Consider the following 18383-nt stretch of genomic DNA (forward strand, 5'->3'; position numbering starts at 1 on the left):
TTGAACGAGTAAAACAGCCGCTCCTGCCCACTCGATAACTGTCCCATCATGCTGCGTGCTTCCCTGCTGGCCAATGCAGAGATTTTGCCGCAGGCCAGACAGGGGAGCTACTTTTTCAACAGAATCGGCCAATAGCTGCCTGCTGGAACCGGCTGAAATCGACCCGAAGCAGTCTTCGCTAACGATTGACCTCATAGGCCTGGACAGCCGTTCGGGCAGGTCCGGCGGCATGATGGGTCAGCCCGAAAAGAAGTACTTGCCTTTGATTTTCCTGGGGTTGACGAAGACGAAGTCTGGAAAGATTTTTCCTCGGACGTACCAAACAAAAGCCAGGATAGCGATACTTATAGCTAATGCGATAGCGGTTGTTGCCGGACTCGATGTAAACCCCGCAAGCGATCTTGGGAATTGGGGAAGCGCAAGGAGTATGTACGCGTTGTAGGCGCCGACGCGATGGTTGTAGAAGCCCCATACCAAAAACAAGGGAATCAAGGTCATTGAAACACCCATAACCCATTTGGCCGTTGGCCCCATCCTGGCGCCGATATCCAATCCCAGAATGAATGCAATCAAAGCCTGGGCGAGCATTATCGTGATGAGAATATTGACTTTGCGATCGTGCTCGTCACAACGAATTGGATCTGCATACGAGGCTATAAAGTAGGCAAGTTGACTGTCTTTTACACCCCGCCCGGAGAGTTGTGAAAACACTTCCGACTTTGCAGTGCCGGCGGCGAGTAGCTCGCGAACTTTTTGCTGAACTTCTTTCTTGCTCAAAGTTGAATGTGAAATGCTTTCTCCTTGCGTCAACTTGACAGATTTCTTAGCAGGAAACACCAGGACAGCTACGGCCCCGATAAAGGCTAGCGTGCCCAAGAAAACGCCGAGGTAAAAACCCCCACCTAGTGAGTAAGTACCTGGCTTCACTCTACCCGGCTTTGCAGGGTCGACAAGAATTTCGATCACTTTTCCTTCCCTGAATGTTGCAACTGATCTTTCGACCGACTCCAGGCTGGTTCTGCAGGGCCGCTGCGATATTTCGAGCGGATAAGTGTATTGCTGTCCGTTCAACTCAAAGGTCACGTTAACCAGAGGGCAATAGGTCATACCCTTACTGCGCATCTCCTCAGAAATGGAGACAGTGGCGACAGTGGCATTCAACTTCTGCCAAGTCTTCGTCTCGTCCACCTCCTTGTACGAGGAAAGAGACACGAGAAGACAGAGCAAGCCAAAGGAAAATAAAACAACGAACAAGGCCGTCCTTAGCAAGAGCAAGAAGGTCTTCATAAGGCTCCTTGGCCAACGTGAAATGGAGGTCAGTTGGGATATGACACCTTGGCAGCAAGTCCCCCTGCGCGCGGTGTAATGATGCACTGAGGTTAGTCCGTAGATACTCAAATGCAATGCAACTTCCCGCGCTTCCGCTCCTGGCCGGTTTCTGCCGGTTCCCAGCGGCAGCTTTGGGTCGCCTTCTGCCGGTCGCGGTAGGCTGAGATCGGCCAATAGCAGGCAGTGACGTATAACCATGAAACCAGTGACGTACCACTCAGTTTCAATAACAGCTCTCAGACCAACAAATCGACGGTCTGCAACATGCGCCGATAAGGCGATTGCGCATGCCCCATCTCCAGGTGAATGGTTTCGATCAGACACTCCAGAAACCGCTCGGCCGCCGGCCGCAGGGGCTGCCCGCTTCGGCTGATGGCGCCCACCGAGGCACTGCCGACCGGCTCGCGCAGAGGCAAGGTGCACAAGCCTTCGCGCTGAGCACATATCTCCACCAGCGGCCAGGGAAAGATGCTTAACATGTCGGTTTCACGCAGCAAGCTCAAGATGATCGAGAGCGAATGGGCGAAATGCACATGCCCCTGCGTCGAAATCGTTCCATCTTGTTGCGAGGCCAGTATCCAGTCAGCCGACGCCAGGTCCTCCATGGTCCTGCTGTTCGACAGCGGGTGTTGCTGACGGGCCACCACCGCACAATCGGCCGTGAACAGCGGCAGATAGGTCAGGTCGGTGCTGGAAAACCGGGTATCGAGCCGTCCGATAAACAGATCGACGCTCGCATCCCGCAGCAGCGGACACGCGACCGATGAAAGCCCCTCATGCAATTCAAGTTGTACCTTTGGAAACAGCTGGCGAAAACGCACGACGGCTTTGGGCATGAGCGTCATCGCCAACCAGGGTGTCACGGCGACCGACAGGCACCCCTCGAGTTCCCCCTTGCAGTCAGGCAATACCTGACGGGCACTGACCATCTGTGCCACCAGCAGGCGTGCCTGAATCAACAACTTTTTGCCGAGCTCGGTAAACACAATCCCTGAGGTATTACGGATCAGCAATTGTGTGGCGGTGTCTGCCTCCAGTTTCTGGATGGCCTTGGTGACCGCTGCCGGCGAAGTGTCGAGCCTTTTTGCAGCGCCGCGGATACTGCCCGCGTCGGCCACCGCCACGAGTGCATTGAGTTGATAGAACTTCATAGTGTCCGCCGGTGTTAACCCTGGGTTGCCTTGTTCACTTTCGATTGCCTGTCAGCTGCTGCCTTGGCCCACTACTCTGGGACCAACACCACCTGGGCTTCGAACCTCACCAAAAGACCGTACCAGAAAAAGCCCAGGCACTTTGATGAAACGCATGATGCCGTAAGCCATCGTCGATTGTGGCCCTTGCGACAGATTGGTTTCTCCTCTTGGTCACCAAGGAAAAACACTGCCAATGACACAGTCCATCACGCTGTTAAAAGAGATTGAGCAGGAAATGCGCGAACTGCGCCACCAGATCCATGCCAATCCTGAACTCGGTTATCAGGAGGTCGAGACGAGTGAGCTGGTAGCCGAACGATTGATCGAATGGGGTTATGACGTGACGCGCGGCTTCGCCGAAACCGCGGTCATCGCCACGCTCAAAAAAGGCACCGGTTCGCGTGTGATCGGCATACGGGCTGACATGGACGCACTGCCTATTCTGGAAAAAACCGGGCTCCCCTATGCCAGCCGGATACCGGGCAAGATGCACGCATGTGGCCATGACGGGCATACGGTCATGCTCCTCGCCGCCGCCTACGCCCTCGCCCATGGCCATCCGTTCGATGGCACCGTCCGCCTGATTTTCCAGCCGGCCGAAGAAGGTCTGGCCGGCGCCCGACGAATGATTCAGGAAGGCGTGCTGCAACAGTTCCCCTGCGATGCAGTGTTCGCTGCACACAACATGCCTGGCTACCCTGTCGGAAAACTCGGGTTCCGGGCCGGCCCCTTCATGGCCTCCGCCGACCAGGTCAATGTCACGATTCACGGAAAAGGCGGTCATGGCGCGATGCCGCATCTGAGCGTCGACCCCGTGGTGGTCTGCGCAAGCATCATCATGGCCTTGCAGACCATCGTCTCGCGCAACATTTCACCTCAGGAAATGAGCGTTATCACCGTCGGGGCCATTAACGCAGGCAAGGCGTCCAACGTGATCCCGGACAGCGCGCACATGCTGATTTCCGTCCGCTCACTGAACAACGCCGTCCGGGACCGCCTGGAGAGCCAGATAAAACACCTCATTCACGCCCAGGCGCAGGCATTCGGCGCGACCGCCGACATCGACTACAGTGCCGATTACCCTTTGCTGGTGAATGACGAAGAAATGACCCGGTTTGCCAGTCAGGTGGCCATCGACTGGCTCGGTGAGGACGAGGTGATGAACGACATTGTGCCCTTCAATGGCAGCGAGGATTTCGCCTACTTCCTGCAGCAATGCCCTGGCAGCTATCTGATCATCGGCAATGGCGACGGTGAAAAGAGCTGCATGGCTCACGACCCTCGCTACGACTTCAATGACGACATCCTGATTCGGGGCGCTGGCTATTGGGTCAAGTTGACTGAGGCCTTCTTGCCACTCAACGCTTGAGCAAAGACCTGCCAAAACGAGAAAACCAATAAAAAACGAGGTCATCATGCAACTACGCAAACTTCAATCCATCACCCTGCTGTTCGGGCTGATCATCACCCCGCTATCGCAGGCAGAACCGGTGATCAAATTCGGCGTCGACCCTAGCTACCCGCCTTTCGAGCAAAAGCAGCCAGATGGCTCATTGAGTGGTTTTGATATCGATCTGGGCAATGCCCTTTGTGCCGAGTTGCGGGTCAAGTGTGTTTGGGTCGAGCAGCCCTTCGACAGCATGATCCCGGCGTTGAAGGCGAAAAAATTCGACGCCATCCTGTCTGCATTCAGCGCCACCGAGCCACGTCGCCAGCAGGTCGATTTCAGCCACAAGATCTACACCGCGCCGTCTTCTCTCGTTGCCAGAAAAGACTCCGGATTGCTGCCGACGGCAGAATCATTGAAGGGCAAGTCGGTCGGGGTGGTTCAAGGTTCGCTGCACGAAAGTTATGCCAAGTCACAATGGGGCCGCCAAGGCGTCAATATCCTTTCCTACCAAACCCAGGACCAGGTGTTTTCAGACCTCATCAACGGACGCCTGGATGCATCGTTCCAGGCCTCGGTACAAGCCGACATCGGATTACTGCAAAAGCCTCAGGGCCAGGGCTTTGCCTTCGCCGGTGAGCCCATCACCGACAAAAGCATCATTGGCGATGGCGTCGCTATCGGTGTCCGAAAAAACGAGCCTGATCTCAGAGAGCAGCTGAACACGGCCATTGCCAGCATTCGCCAATCAGGCCAATACGACCAGATCGCGAAGCAGTACTTCAACTTCGATATTTACGGCGAATGAGGCCATCCCCATGAACGAAATGACACAACGCAGTGAGTCTCGTTTTGCCATCCCCGTCAGCGACGAGACTGTACGTGCCTTTCAAACCGATGGTGCAGTGTGCATCCGTAATGCGTTTACTGCGCAGCAAATCAGCGAACTGACGCTAGGCATCGAGCGCAACCTTGCCCATCCCAGCCCTCGCGCAAAAGTGGCGAGCTGCCCTACGGACCCGGGATGGTTCTTCGAGGACTTTTGTAACTGGCAAGAGAATGCGCACTATCGCGACTTCATCTTCAACTCCGCCATCGCCCCCATCGCGGCCGCCCTGCTGAACAGCCAACAGGTGCGCCTGCACCATGATCACTTGCTGGTGAAAGAGCCCAACACGCGCCAACGCACACCTTGGCACCAGGACCAGCCTTACTACAACATCACGGGTTCGGACACCGTGAGTTTCTGGATTCCAGTTGACCCCGTGCCCAGGGAATCGACCCTCGAATTCATCGCCGGCTCACACAAAGGCCCCTGGTTGATGCCTCGGTCCTTCATGGACAGCCAGGCCAAATGGTTTGCCGAGGGAACACTGGGCGAGCTACCGGATATTGAAAGCCATCGCGAGGACTTTCCCATTCTGGGATGGACGTTGTCGCCGGGGGACATGGTGTGTTTCAACATGTTGACCTTGCATGCCTCTGCTGGCGTGGGCGGGCATAACCGTCGCCGCGCGTTTTCAGTGAGAGTCATAGGCGATGACGTGCGGCATGCGCCGAGACCTTGGGCCACCTCCCCCGACTTTCCTGGGCTTAAAGATGCTCTGGCATCAGATGTACCTATGGAACACGAGCTTTTTCCGACACTTTGGCATCGAGAAAGCAGCTTGTCCGAGTGATACGTTGATGATGCAGGATGGCTCAAAAAAAGGTTCTTCACGCAATTCCGGGGAACACCGATACCTGTAGAAGCTGGCTAACGCTCGACCTCGTTGCTCGGTGGTGCACACGTCCCCCTGTAGGAGCTGCCGAAGGTTCGGGCCGCGTTCGGACGATCTTTTGATCTTGCTTTTGCGATCTGGAGATTGCTGAAGATCAAGATCAAAAGATCGCAGCCTTCGGCAGCTCCTACAGATATTTCGCTATAGGTGTTCCCCCGGGATTGCGTGAAGAACCTCAAAAAAAGCAGATGATGGCCGGTGTAAGCCTGAGGTGTTCACCTTCACGAAAGGCCCGACACCTTTGCTCGCTGGCTGGTAGCCCCTCAATCCTCGGCCTGCGACAAAGGCCTGGCCACCTGCTCCAACGCTCGACGTTCGGCAGCCACCCCCCAAACCGCTTGCACCACCGCCGCCACACACATCAGTGCAGCGCCTGTCAGGTAACCCATCAACAGGCTGCTGCGCTGCTGGGTCTGGATCAGTTGGCCAAACAACGTCGGCCCGATGATGCCGCCCAGGCCGGTGCCAAATGCGTAAAACACGGCGATGGCCAAGGCGCGGATTTCCAGTGGGAAGGTTTCCGACACGGTCAGGTAGGCCGAGCTGGCCGCAGCGGACGCGAAAAAAAAGATCACCACCCACGCCGCGGCTTGCTGGGTGACATCCAGCCAACCCTGCTGGAAGGCATAGCCATTGAGCGCCAGCAACAGCCCCGACATCGCGTAGGTGAAGCTGATCATCACCCGTCGGCCGATCACGTCGAACAGGCGCCCCAACAGCAGCGGCCCGCAGAAATTGCCCAGTGCCAAGGGCAATACATACCAACCGACATGCTCGACGGGCACCTGGTAAAAATCGGTGAGCACCAGCGCATAGGTGAAGAAGATCGCGTTGTAAAAGAACGCCTGCGCGGTCAGCAGGGTCAGTCCCACCAGCGCGCGGCGGCGGAATCTGATGAACAGGGTATGGAAGATCTCCCCCAGCGGCGTATGGTCCCGCGCGTGCAGGCGCAGTGGTTTGCCGGTCACGGCCGGCAGTTCATGGCCTTGTTCGCGCAGACGCGCTTCGATGCCTTCGACGATGCCTCGCGCCTCATCGCGCTGACCATGGATCAGCAACCAGCGTGGGCTTTCCGGCAGCCACAGGCGCATCACCAGGATCACCAGGCCCAGCGCTGCACCAATGCCGAAGCACAGGCGCCAGCCCAAATCGCCGCCGACCACATGCGGATCCAGCAATACGATCGCCCCGCCGGCACCAAGCGCTGCGCCTAACCAGAATGTGCCGTTGATGGTCAGGTCGACCCAGCCACGATAGCGTGCCGGGGTGAATTCCTGGATGGTCGAATTGATCGCCGTGTATTCGCCACCGATGCCCATGCCCGTGAGGAAGCGCAACAGCAGGAAGCTTTCCAGGTTGAAGGAGAACGCCGTGGCCGCCGTGGCACCTACATACAGCCATAACGTAACGAAGAACAGCTTGCGCCGCCCCAGGCGATCGGTCAGCCATCCGAACACCAAGGCACCGAGCACTGCGCCAGCGATGTATATGCCGCCGGCCAAGCCAATATCGAAGTTGCTCATGCGCAGGTCGGGGCTGTTTTTCAGCGCGCCGGACACCGAGCCGGCCAGGGTCACTTCCAGGCCGTCGAGCAACCAGGTGATGCCCAGCGCGACCACCAGCAGAGAGTGAAAGCGGCCCCACGGCAAGCGGTCCAGGCGTGCTGGAAGATGGGTTTCGAATATCGCGCCGGGCTCGCGGCTATGCAGCTGTTGGTGGGTCATCGCTACAACATTGGCTTGTGTTCTACCTTGTGAGTTAGGAGTCAGCCCCCGGATCGGGAGTTCAAAATTCCGCTGCCGGGTTGCACACAGTGGTGAACCCCTGGCAACCGAGCAGTGAACTCGCCAACAGCGCCTTCAAACCCATCGGCCTGGCAAAATGATAACCTTGGGCCTGCCCCGCCCCCATTTCGCGCAGCAGGTCCAGCGTCGCTTCATCCTCGACGCCTTCGGCCACCACACTCAGGTCCAGCGATTCGGCCATCCGCACAATCGCCCGGACAATCGCGCGACTGCGGGGACTGGAGGTCAGTTCGAGGATGAACGACTTGTCGATTTTCAATCCGCTGAAACGGTATTGATGCACATAGCTCAGGGATGAAAACCCTGCACCAAAGTCATCGAGTACCACCGACATGCCGTTGTCCGCCAGTTGCTGCATGGTCTGTCGGGCAATCGCCGGCTCGGCGACCAGCGCCCCTTCGGTCAGCTCCAGGCAGATTCGTGACGGCGAGACCCGGTGCTGCGCCAACAGTGTCAGCACCTCACCGGCGAAGTCCGGACGCGTCATGCTGTAGCTGGAGCAGTTGACGTGCACCGGCGGCCAATCGGCGTTCCCGGGTTGTGCGAGGATCGCTGCAATGCTGGTCAGCATGTACAGGTCCAGTCGACCGATCAGGCGCAAACCCTCGACATCCGGCAGGAACTCGCCCGGCGCAATCACCCGGCCGCCCGGCTGATGCCAGCGGATCAGCGCTTCAAGGGCCAACAGTTCACCGGTTTCGACGCTGACGATCGGCTGGAAATACGGCAGCAGCTCGTCAGTACGCTTGAGCGCGTTGCGCAAGGCCCCTTCTCGCTCGACCTGGTCCGAGACTTCACGGCGCACTTGCTGGTTGAACACCGCGTAGCTGTCGCGCCCGGCACTCTTGACCCGATACATCGCCGCATCGGCATCGCGCAGCAAGTCGGCGGGCTCGTGATGGAACTGACTGTCGGCGCTGACGATACCGATACTGCAGGACGAGAAAACTTCATGGCCATTGATGAAAAACGGCAGGTCAAACGCCACCAGGATCCGTTCGGCAATTTCGATCATCACCTCCAGCGGCGCCTCGGGAGCCAGCACCGAAAACTCGTCGCCCCCCAGGCGCGCCAGCATGTCGGTGTCGCGCAGGCAACCACGTAAACGGTGGGCCGCCTGCATCAACAGCAGGTCGCCGAAATGGTGGCCGAGGCTGTCGTTCACCATCTTGAAGCGGTCGAGATCGATGAACATCACCGACAGGTGCCCGCCTTCGCTGCCGAACCGCGACCAGGCCCGATTGAGGCGCTGTTGCAGGTAGGTGCGATTCGCTAATCCGGTCAGCGCATCGTGGGAGTTCTCGTGCTGCAACTTGGCATTGGCGTGATCGAGCTCGCGGGTGCGGCTCTGCACCCGGGCTTCCAGCTGGAGGTTGGCGGCATGGATCGCTTCAGCGGCCGTGCGTCGCGACAACGCTGTGTCGATGTGCCGCGACACGAACGTCAGCAGCTCCTGGTCTCGCTGGGTATAGCTCACCTGCGAGGTATAGCTTTGCACCGCCAGCACGCCTCGCACCACGTCGTCTTCGAACAATGGAATGCCCAGCCAGGAGTAGGAGCGCACAGACTCATGGGCAATTTCGATTTCACCGTGCGCGGACAATCGTTCAGCCTCGCCGGCGTCAATCAGGCAGGGTCGACGCTGACGAATCACGTACTCGGTCAAGCCCCGGCGCCCTCGCCGTGCCGCTGGGCGGGTCGTCTGCCGTTCATCGACGTAATAGGGAAACGTCACTTCACCGGTCGCATTGTCGAACAGGGCAATGTAGAAGTTCTGCGCGAACAGCAGTTCACCGACGATGCCATGCAAGGTCTGGAACAACTCGGCCATGTCGCCAGGCCGGCTCGACAGCTCGGCAATCTGGAACAGCGCGCTCTGCAGATGTTCGGCGCGCTCTCGGTCTGCCACTTCCTGCCTCAAAGCGTCGTTGAGTGCCGAAAGCTCCAGGGTGCGACGCATCACCGTTTCTTCCAGGTCCTCCCGGTGCAGAATCCGGTCCAGTGCCATGGCCACGTGACGGGCTACCACCAGAAACAGCGCGCGGTCTTCGGCGCTGTAGATGCGAGAAACGTCGTAGACCTGCATTGCCAGCATGCCAAACACGTCATCCGAGGCATTTTTCAACGGTGCCCCCATCCAGAACTCGGGACGATCACCCACGCAATAAAAACGTTTTTCGGCCTGCGCCGCGAGAATGCCGGCAGAGTCAATCAGCAACGGCTGGCCAGAGGTCAGCACCTGACCGGTCAACGACAGATGCGCAGGGTCAAGGTATTCGTAGTTCTCGGCTTCCAGGGCATCAGCGTCGATGATGTCGACGTAATACGGGTAGTCGATCTTGCCAGTGCGCGGGTTATACAGCGCGAGATAGAAATTCTCGGCGTCGATCAGGCTGGCCAAAAGCCGGTGAACCCCGACCAGAAACACTGACCGGTCACGGGTCGAACTGGCCAGATAGGTAATTTCATACAGCACACGCTGCGTGATCTGCGCACGGGCAAGGGTATTGGTCTGGAGCTCAATGCCCAGGCGCTGGGCAAGTTCAGCGAGCGCCGGTTGCGCAGCATCGTCGACTGGCGCGAGTAGCCAACCCAGCACACTTTCGCCTCTACCGGTCGGCCAGCGGTGCAAGTTGGAGGTCAGGCAAAAGGCTTCAAACGCTTCATTCGCGATGCTTGAAGGCCACTGTACCCGTGGGTCGCCCTGGCCAACCCGATGCATCTGTTCACCGGCGCGGTAAAACACCCAGGCGCTGGTATGGGCCCCGTTGCGGGCAGAATCCAGCAATTGTCCGATCGTGTCGCCGCCGCCGGCATTACCCGGGTTCTCTATGGGTTCAAGTGCGGCAACTTCGCACGTGCGCGATTGCCATGGGGAGCCGGTCAATGTACGAAAACTCATCAGCGCTCCCTGAGCCCAAAACTGCCGACACTCACTTACTGATTGCCAGCAATGTGCCGTAAAGCTTCCCGTTTAAAGCTTGTAGCGGTTTTTTTCAATGATTTTATGCAGTTTGGTGCCAGGGGCGACAAATTATCCGCTGCTTGTTGTCTGACGGGGCGGCGTGTGTGGCGGATTCAACCGGACGATGCAACTCACTGGATTCTGTGTAAGTGGGAGGAGCGTGGCCATTATTCGCCTTCGAGACGGGCCTTCGGCTCATTCGTCCCAATATGCGAAGAAACTGTCCTGCCAAGCCAATAACATCGAACCCGGGATACCTACTATAGGAACGGCACCTCTACCTGACAGGCAGGGGACAGTTACCTATACCGGATGCACATATTGCGCACCGCCGCACAAGCACGGACTGGACACAACAATGACAAAAATCGCCGAAATCCAAGACACCCCCTCACCAGCCTCTCCCTCGGCACCGGCCATCATCCGGTCGTCGGTGCGCCAGCATTCGATCAAGGTAGAGCTTTGCACACCCGCCGTCGGTGCCGAGCTCAGCAACGTTAGCCTGGTCGACGCAGCCCAGGATCCAGAATTGATCGCGCAAATCAGGGCCCTGTGGCTCAAGCACAAAGTGTTGTTCTTTCGCGACCAGAACATCACTCCAATGGAGCAACAGCACTTCGCCGCGCAATTCAGCGAACTGGAAGCCCATCCCCTGGCGCCGAGCCATCCGGAGGCGGACAAGTTGCTGATGCTGTACCGCAATCTCGATCCGAGCAAGCCCAAGAGCTATGTCGAAAAGGCCAGCCGCGAAAACCTCTGGCATGCCGATGTCACCTACAAGAAGGCGCCGCCCCGCGGCGCGGTATTGCGCTGCGAACTGGGTCCGGAGACCGGCGGCGACACCCTGTTTTCCAACATGGTGATGGCCTACGAAAAGTTGCCCGAAAGCATCAAGCAACGGATCGATGGCTTGTATGCAAAGCACAGTGCCGAGCAGACCTTTGGCGCCCAGTTGCCACGGGAAGAACGTCACGCGATGGCCCTGAAGACCCCCGGCGCTGAACACCCGGTTGTGCTTATCCATCCTGAGACGGGCGAAAAGGTGTTGTTCGTCAACTCGGCGTTCACTACCCATTTCTCGAATTTCTTCAACTTCGAGGACGTACGTTACGGCCAGGACTTCATGCCCGAGGCTCATCATTTGATGAACTACCTGATCTCCCAAGCCGCCATTCCGGAATATCAGGTACGCCTGAAGTGGCGCACCAACACGGTTGCCATGTGGGACAACCTGCAAGTTCAGCACTACGCGGTAGCTGACTACGGCAATGCGCCGAGAAAAATGCTGCGCGCCACCCTCGTGGGTACCCCGCTCGTCTGATCCAAACGGTTCCCTCCGGGGAAATTCAGGACACCCGACCGACCATCTGAGTCAGCCGGGTAACCCTGGTCGCTCACAATTGTTCGATCTCAAACAAAACAATGGAGATACCTATGCTCTACGAACACGTCGACACCGCCGTCATCGATGGCGAATCCCTGCCGTGGATTCCCTTTACGCCTTATGCCGAAAACGTCCTGCTGAAGTACTACAAGCTTGACCCGATCCGTGGTGAATGGATCGTCATGATGAAGGCGCCGCTGGACATGCAATTGCCCAAGCACCACCACACCGGGACGGTGATGGTCTACACCATCGAAGGCCAGTGGAAATACAAGGAACATGACTGGATCGCCGGCCCCGGCAGCATCGTCTACGAGACGGCCGCGTCGACTCACACCCCTGAAGTCGTCAGCACAGGCAGCGCAGACGGGTATTCGCTCATGCTGGTTCAAGTCACTGGCGATCTGGCGTTCCTGGACGGCAACGACAACATCGTCGCGCTGGAAAACTGGAAGACGGGGTTGCAACGTTATCTAGCTTATTGCGAGCAGCATGACATCGCGCCAAAAGACCTCACGGCATTCAACTGATCCGAGTTCCAGGAAAACGCCCGGCATCCCTCGATTCATGGGGGTGCCGGGAAAGTAACCTGATCGCCAAAATCCAGGGGAGGAAAACAGGCTGTCCCGGTTCGCGGTTTTGACGCGGAGTCTGACAGAGGGCCCTGGCCGCCTGTCCGCTCCCCGATCAAAGACGTACGAACGGAGTGATGTCATGCATGGTTTGATGATGCACAAGCAGCTATTGATCTCCTCGCTCATAGAGCACGCCGACCGCCATCATGGCGATACGCAGATCGTGTCCCGCCGGGTGGAGGGCGATATCCATCGCTACACCTTCCGGGACTGCCACCGTCGCGCGCGCCAGATGGCCAGCGCGCTGACCAGCCTGGGTGTCCAGCCCGCCGACCGGATCGGTACGCTGGCATGGAACGGCTATCGTCACCTGGAGTTGTACTACGGTGTGTCCGGCATGGGTGCCATCGTGCATACCATCAACCCTCGCCTGCATGAAGACCAGGTCGCCTACATCGCCAATCATGCCGAGGATCAGTACATCTTCTTCGACATGACCTTCCTGCCGTTGATCAAGGTCATCGCTGGCCGCTGCAATACGGTCAAGGCGTTTATCGCCATGACCGATCACACCCACATGCCGAAAGACGTCGGCATCGATAATTTGCTTTGTTATGAAGATCTGCTTCAACAGGGATCTGCCGACTACGTCTGGCCGATTCTCGACGAGGATGCCGCCAGTACGCTCTGCTACACATCCGGCACCACGGGCAACCCGAAAGGAGTCTTGTACAGTCATCGCTCATCGCTGCTGCACACCTATGCCGCCGCGCTGCCTGATGCCCTGAACTGTTCGGCGCGCGACGTGATCCTGCCGGTTGTGCCAATGTTTCATGTCAATGCCTGGGGACTTCCGTACATCGCGTGCATGGTCGGGGCCAAGCTGGTGCTTCCCGGACCTGCGCTGGACGGCAAATCGCTGTTCGATTTGCTCGAAGCCGAGCAGGTGACTCTGTCCGCCGGCGTACCTACGGTCTGGCAAGGCCTTCTGGGGCATCTGGAAGAAACAGGCCAGCCTTTCTCCAGCATGAAGCGCACCATCATTGGTGGCGCAGCCTGTCCCACGGCGATGCTGCACAAGTTTCAGGAAATCTACGGCGTAGCGGTATTGCACGTCTGGGGGATGACGGAACTGAGCCCGATCGGAACCATTGGCACCCTGAAGGCCAGGCACCTTGATATGTCCCCGGCAGAGCGCCATGCCGTGCAATCCAAACAAGGCCGGACAGTGTTTGGCGTCGACATGAAGATCGTTGGCGCGGATGGACTGGAATTGCCTTGGGACGGCGCGACATCGGGTGACCTGATGGTGCGTGGCCCCTGGGTGGTACGCGACTATTTCAGAAACGAAGGTGACTGTTCACCGCTGCTCGAGCACGCAGGCCAGACCTGGTTCCCGACCGGCGATGTGGCGACCATCGATGTCGATGGCTTCATGCAGATCACCGACCGCAGCAAGGATGTGATCAAGTCGGGTGGAGAGTGGATTGGCTCCATCGACCTGGAGAACATTGCGATGAGCCATCCGTCAGTCTCTCAGGCGGCATGCGTCGCCGCCAAACACGCGAAATGGGATGAACGCCCTTTGCTGATCATCGTCAGGAAAGCGCAGACAGCCCTGACACGGGAAGAACTGCTGGCCTTTTATGAAGGCAAGATCGCGAAGTGGTGGACGCCGGATGATGTGGTCTTCGTCGACACGATTCCACTGGGCGCTACGGGCAAGGTCCTGAAGAACCGTCTGCGCGAGCAGTTCGGCGATCATCTGCTGGTCAAGGTTGTCGACTGAGCGTAGTGGGGAAACAATTCAGCCCTGTCCATGTGCAATGGCAGGGCTGACGTTGCGGCAGACGCCGGTACCGTGCACCGATGGTATCAAGGGGCTAAGCGTGCCTCTTGCTCACACGCCCTGTCGCTGGACACCAACTGCTCGAGAAACTCCAGAAGCAATTCGTTGACCTGAGCTGGGCTTTCTTCTGCGGCGCTATGGCCCACACCGGGTAGCAGGACCTTTTTACGCAGTGCGGGTAGATAGGCGTCCATCTGGTCGTAGAGGCCACGGATTTCGACCGGTTCCAGGGAGGGGTCGGCAGCGCCACCGATGAATAGGCTCGGCTGGCTTACCTTCGCACCGTCGAGAAACGCGGTAATCTCCCAGTTCCGGTCACGACAGCGGTAGTAATTCAGGGCACCGGTAAACCCCGTGCGCGTGTACTCGGCGATGTAATAATCAAGCGACTGCGGGCTCAACCAGGACGGAAACTCCCCCTTGGGCTCGGTAAAGGCATTGAGAATGGGTTCACCGGCTTCGACGAACAGACGCCAGCGTTCGGCACCGACGGCGCTACCGGAGATCGAGTAATAAACGCTGCTCAAGGTCTTGCGCGGATCACTGGCCAACTCGCGATCCGGCTTGTCGAGCTGCTGGAAATACAGGTGGTGGTAGACCCTTCCTTTCGCCATGGCCTGCAGACCCACGGTTGGTTTGACCTTGCCGCGCGGCGGTACCGGTGTATTGAGCATCACCAGGCCGTGGAACAAATCCGGTCGCAGCATGGCCGCCGCCTGGGCCACCCAGGCGCCCAGGTCATGTCCAATGATTACCGCGGACGTTTCGCCCAGGGCCGCCATCAAACCCACCATGTCGCCGACAGCCTGGCTCATGTCATAGGCTTCGATGGCATCGGGTCGATCGGTTTGGCCAAACCCCCGTTGATCCGGGACGACGACTCGATAGCCGGCCTCGGCCAATGCCACGATCTGGCGGCGCCACATGTACCAAAGGTAAGGAAAACCATGCAGAAGGATGACGAGCGGGCCCTCTCCCTCGTCGATGTAATGCATGCGGATGCCGTTGAGTTCGGCAAAGCAATGGCTGAATACATCAGGATCGTCGGCATCCACCTGCGCCATTGCAGCGAGCGGCTGACCGATACGCATTGAAGTGCGCGTATCCATTATCTACCTCCATTTTATCAGTTGTGGGCCTGAAGGTAGCTCTGACAGGGTGCCCCGCACTAAGCTTCACAGGACACAATCTTGTGAAATTGGGACAGGTCAAAAGCCAGTAGCACTGTTTCTGCCGCCGCCAGCCATGGCCCGCCGGCAGTGTCCCAATATGCTAAGAAGTTATCCCGCCATGCCCATGCCGCCACGCTGGTGCTCCCTAAGATGGGACCGCGCTTCCTGCTCTGCAATGCGCCAGACCAGGTTGAAGATCGCTTGCGTTATCAGTACTTCCACACACGCCGTCTTCTCGCTCAATACATCTTCGATGAAAAAAGAAATGCCGCCATCGGCCGAGGGAGATCCTACTCATGCCCAAGCTTGTTCGCGCCGCCGTCTTGACCAAATACCTGGAAGTCACCCAGGACTTGGGATTCAACCCACGCGACGTCCTGGCAGTTGCCGGCCTGATAAAGGCTCAGCTGCAAGCCCCCGAATACCGCATTCCGATCGACGCCGCCGTGCGCCTGCTGGAAGATTCGGCCTCCGCCAGCGGTTGCCAGACCTTCGGCTTGAGCATGGCCGAGTCGCGCCAGCTTTCGGACCTCGGCGTGGTCAGCCTGTTGCTCAGCCAACAGCGCACTCTGCGCGAAGCCTTGCAGGTGATGGAGCGCTACCGTCATCTGATGAACGATTCCCTGGGAATTTTCGTTGAAGAGGCCGGCAGGACGGTGATCATTCGTGCAGAGATGGTTACCGAATCCCTGCTGCCCATTCGCCAGGCCACGGAGTTGGTCATTGGCGTGCTGTTTCGCCTGTGCTCGACACTGCTCGGCTCCCAGTGGCGCCCCTACAGCGTCAACTTCATGCACCAGCCACCCGACAGTCTGAACCTGCATCGGCGCCTGTTCGGCTGCAATCTGGAGTTCGGCAGCGAGTTCAACGGCATCGTTTGCTCCGACGCCAGTCTCGATATGATCAACCCCAATGCCGACCCGGCCATGGCCCGTTATGCCCAAGACTACATCGACTCTCTACAAGGTGATGAAAGTACTTCGATGCTGTTCGAGGCGCGCAAGGCCATCTACCTGTTGTTGCCCATGGGGCGCGCCACCATCGAGCAAATCGCCCTGTCACAGGGCATGAACGTGCGCACCTTTCAGCGTCGTCTGCAGGACAACGGCTGTGCCTTCAACGACCTGGTCAACGACGTGCGCCGTGACCTGGCGCTGCGTTATCTGGAAAACCCGAACCACTCGTTGAGCCGCATCGCCGACATGTTCGGTTTCTCCATGGCCAGCTCCTTTACCCGCTGGTTCATCAACCAGTTCGGCATGCCACCGGCGGCGTGGCGTAGCGCGCAGAAACAGTCTGGTCTTTGCGCAGTGAGTGCCGCCGCCCCCAAACCTTTCTGAGCCCACGGGTACAAAGGGTTTTCACGCGATCCCTGGAAACACAGAAACACCAACGCCGATTTGCCTGATGATGTTCGTGCAAACAAACACATCTGACAAATCGGCGTTTTTTTTGCGTGGTATGAATACTGCGAATTGATTTTCATGAAAGCCAGCGCGCGTTTCCCGATCATTGGTGATGAACCAAAAAAAACGGCGACTGCTGGTACAGACGCCGCAAAAGCGCGAGGTTGGAACACAATCCCTGTAGGAGCGAGCTTGCTCGCGATGAGGGAGTGTCAGTCGACATCAATGCTGAATGTCAGACCGCTATCGTCGGAACGCCGCCCGGAGCAAGCTCGCTCCCACAGGTTTTGTGTCTGGCTGAGACTAGAGCCCCCAGCGTAGCAACAGCAGCACCAGCACCACCAGGAACACCGTCTCACCGACCATCAGCAGAATCGGCTTGATCCCGACCGCCGCCAACTCCTTGAGTCGGGTCTTCATGCCCAGGGCACTGATGGAAATCACCAGGCACCAGCGCGACAACTCATTGACCCCGCCTTGCACCGCCGGCGCGATCCAGCCAGTGCTGTTGATGCACGCCAGAATCAGAAATCCCACGGCAAACCATGGCAGCAGCGGTGGGCGCTTGCCGGTCGGATCGGCGCCTTGCATGCGGGTGATCATGGCCGCGGTGATGATTACCGGCAGGAGCATGGCAACCCGCATCAGCTTAACCACGGTGGCGGTATCACCGTTCTCGGTCGACATGCCGTAGCCGGCACCGACCACTTGGGCGACGTCGTGGATAGTGGCCCCGAGGAACACCCCAGCCACTTGCGGTGAAAGCGATAACCAGTTGGCAATCATTGGATAGACGATCATCGCCAGGGTCGACAATGCTGACACGCCGATCACCGTGAACAAGGTCGCGCGCTCTTTCCGGGGATGGTTCGGCAACGCCGCCGCCAGCGCCAAGGCTGCCGAAGCGCCGCAGATCGCCGTGGCGCCACCGGTGAGCATGCCGAACAGCCGCGAGAAGCCCAGAAACTTCGCGGCGATCACAGACACGCTGATGGTCACCACCACCAGGATCACCACCAGCGCTATCGGCTTCCAGCCCAGCGCCGCCATTTGCTCCAGGGTGATGCGCATGCCCAGCAGCGCCACGCCAATGCGCAACACCGTGCGGGCGGTGAACTCGACGCCGACTTTGCAGGGGCCGTCGTCGGCGAGAAAATTCAGGGCCATGCCCAACAACAAGGCGAACAGCATGACCGGTGCGCCGTAGTGCTCGGACAAAAACGACGCGGCGGCGGCCACGATCAGGCTGACGATAAATCCCGGTGCCAGTTCGCGCGTGCGACTGTGGATGCGGGTGAGAGCAATGGCACTCATGGCGCGGATTCCTCAGAAAGGGTGGCAATGAACGCCTGGCCGTCGATGATCTCGACCGGGTAGTTATTGACGTTGAGTTGGGTGAAAGTGAGCAGATAGCCGCTCTGTACAGGGCCCCCGGCCTGCGGTTTTTTTTCCGGCAGGCACTGGAGTGCGTCGGGTCATGCCGGTTGCCGCTCGCGATCACTTTCGCTCGCCGGTGAGGCAATCGGCCACGGCTGCT

Annotated in this window: 13 protein-coding genes and 1 pseudogene; 7 read left to right on the forward strand and 7 right to left on the reverse strand. The window is 58.4% G+C overall.

Annotated features, from left to right (window positions below):
- Positions 1-237: 237 nt before the first annotated feature.
- Together KGA83_RS15070 and KGA83_RS15075 are read right to left on the reverse strand one after the other, a co-directional pair.
- Entirely contained in the window at positions 238-1287 is a 1050-nt protein-coding gene (locus tag KGA83_RS15070; protein ID WP_223530049.1) for a DUF3592 domain-containing protein, read from the reverse strand.
- A gap of 278 nt (positions 1288-1565) precedes the next feature.
- Positions 1566-2480 carry a LysR family transcriptional regulator gene (locus tag KGA83_RS15075; protein ID WP_223530051.1) on the reverse strand — a complete coding sequence of 305 codons (915 nt, stop codon included), beginning with the start codon at positions 2478-2480 and terminating at the stop codon, positions 1566-1568.
- Positions 2481-2715: 235 nt separating this feature from the next.
- On the opposite strand from KGA83_RS15075, the gene KGA83_RS15080 reads away from it, so the two are divergent.
- The 3 genes from KGA83_RS15080 (at position 2716) to KGA83_RS15090 (ending at position 5588) form a co-directional block, all read left to right on the forward strand.
- Entirely contained in the window at positions 2716-3891 is a 1176-nt protein-coding gene (locus KGA83_RS15080; protein WP_223530084.1) for a M20 aminoacylase family protein, read from the forward strand.
- A 121-nt stretch (positions 3892-4012) separates the two neighbouring features.
- Positions 4013-4717 (forward strand): ABC transporter substrate-binding protein, encoded by a 705-nt coding sequence (locus KGA83_RS15085; protein WP_223530053.1) that lies wholly within the window; start codon positions 4013-4015, stop codon positions 4715-4717.
- A gap of 10 nt (positions 4718-4727) precedes the next feature.
- Positions 4728-5588 carry a phytanoyl-CoA dioxygenase family protein gene (locus KGA83_RS15090; protein ID WP_223530054.1) on the forward strand — a complete coding sequence of 287 codons (861 nt, stop codon included), beginning with the start codon at positions 4728-4730 and terminating at the stop codon, positions 5586-5588.
- 365 nt (positions 5589-5953) lie between these two features.
- Here KGA83_RS15090 and KGA83_RS15095 read toward each other — a convergent pair whose 3' ends face one another.
- Both KGA83_RS15095 and KGA83_RS15100 read right to left on the reverse strand, forming a co-directional pair.
- On the reverse strand, positions 5954-7414 hold the full coding sequence (locus KGA83_RS15095; RefSeq protein WP_223530055.1) for an MFS transporter: 1461 nt from the start codon (positions 7412-7414) through the stop codon (positions 5954-5956).
- A gap of 61 nt (positions 7415-7475) precedes the next feature.
- Positions 7476-10397 (reverse strand): EAL domain-containing protein, encoded by a 2922-nt coding sequence (locus KGA83_RS15100; protein ID WP_223530056.1) that lies wholly within the window; start codon positions 10395-10397, stop codon positions 7476-7478.
- 511 nt (positions 10398-10908) lie between these two features.
- On the opposite strand from KGA83_RS15100, the gene KGA83_RS15105 reads away from it, so the two are divergent.
- From KGA83_RS15105 to KGA83_RS15115, 3 genes are all read left to right on the forward strand, one after another.
- A complete protein-coding gene (locus KGA83_RS15105) occupies positions 10909-11781 on the forward strand; it encodes a TauD/TfdA dioxygenase family protein (protein WP_218428727.1) in 873 nt (290 codons plus the stop codon).
- Positions 11782-11894: 113 nt separating this feature from the next.
- Positions 11895-12374 (forward strand): 2,4'-dihydroxyacetophenone dioxygenase family protein, encoded by a 480-nt coding sequence (locus KGA83_RS15110; protein ID WP_218428327.1) that lies wholly within the window; start codon positions 11895-11897, stop codon positions 12372-12374.
- Between the two features lie 184 nt (positions 12375-12558).
- Positions 12559-14208: a 3-(methylthio)propionyl-CoA ligase gene (locus KGA83_RS15115; RefSeq protein ID WP_218428329.1), complete on the forward strand. Its 1650-nt coding sequence runs from the start codon at positions 12559-12561 to the stop codon at positions 14206-14208.
- Positions 14209-14294: 86 nt separating this feature from the next.
- Here KGA83_RS15115 and KGA83_RS15120 read toward each other — a convergent pair whose 3' ends face one another.
- Positions 14295-15377, reverse strand: a complete 1083-nt coding sequence (locus tag KGA83_RS15120) for an alpha/beta hydrolase (RefSeq protein ID WP_223530057.1) — start codon at positions 15375-15377, stop codon at positions 14295-14297.
- A 359-nt stretch (positions 15378-15736) separates the two neighbouring features.
- On the opposite strand from KGA83_RS15120, the gene KGA83_RS15125 reads away from it, so the two are divergent.
- Entirely contained in the window at positions 15737-16780 is a 1044-nt protein-coding gene (locus KGA83_RS15125) for an AraC family transcriptional regulator (protein ID WP_223530058.1), read from the forward strand.
- Positions 16781-17149: 369 nt separating this feature from the next.
- On the opposite strand, the gene KGA83_RS15130 is transcribed toward KGA83_RS15125, so the two are convergent.
- Entirely contained in the window at positions 17150-18160 is a 1011-nt protein-coding gene (locus KGA83_RS15130; RefSeq protein ID WP_223530060.1) for a YeiH family protein, read from the reverse strand.
- Positions 18157-18270, reverse strand: a pseudogene (locus KGA83_RS30075) ((2Fe-2S)-binding protein); the annotation flags it as partial. The pseudogene KGA83_RS30075 and the gene KGA83_RS15130, both read right to left, overlap by 4 nt.
- Positions 18271-18383 lie beyond the last annotated feature (113 nt).

The organism is Pseudomonas sp. GL-R-19 (assembly GCF_019956375.1).
Classification (GTDB): domain Bacteria; phylum Pseudomonadota; class Gammaproteobacteria; order Pseudomonadales; family Pseudomonadaceae; genus Aquipseudomonas.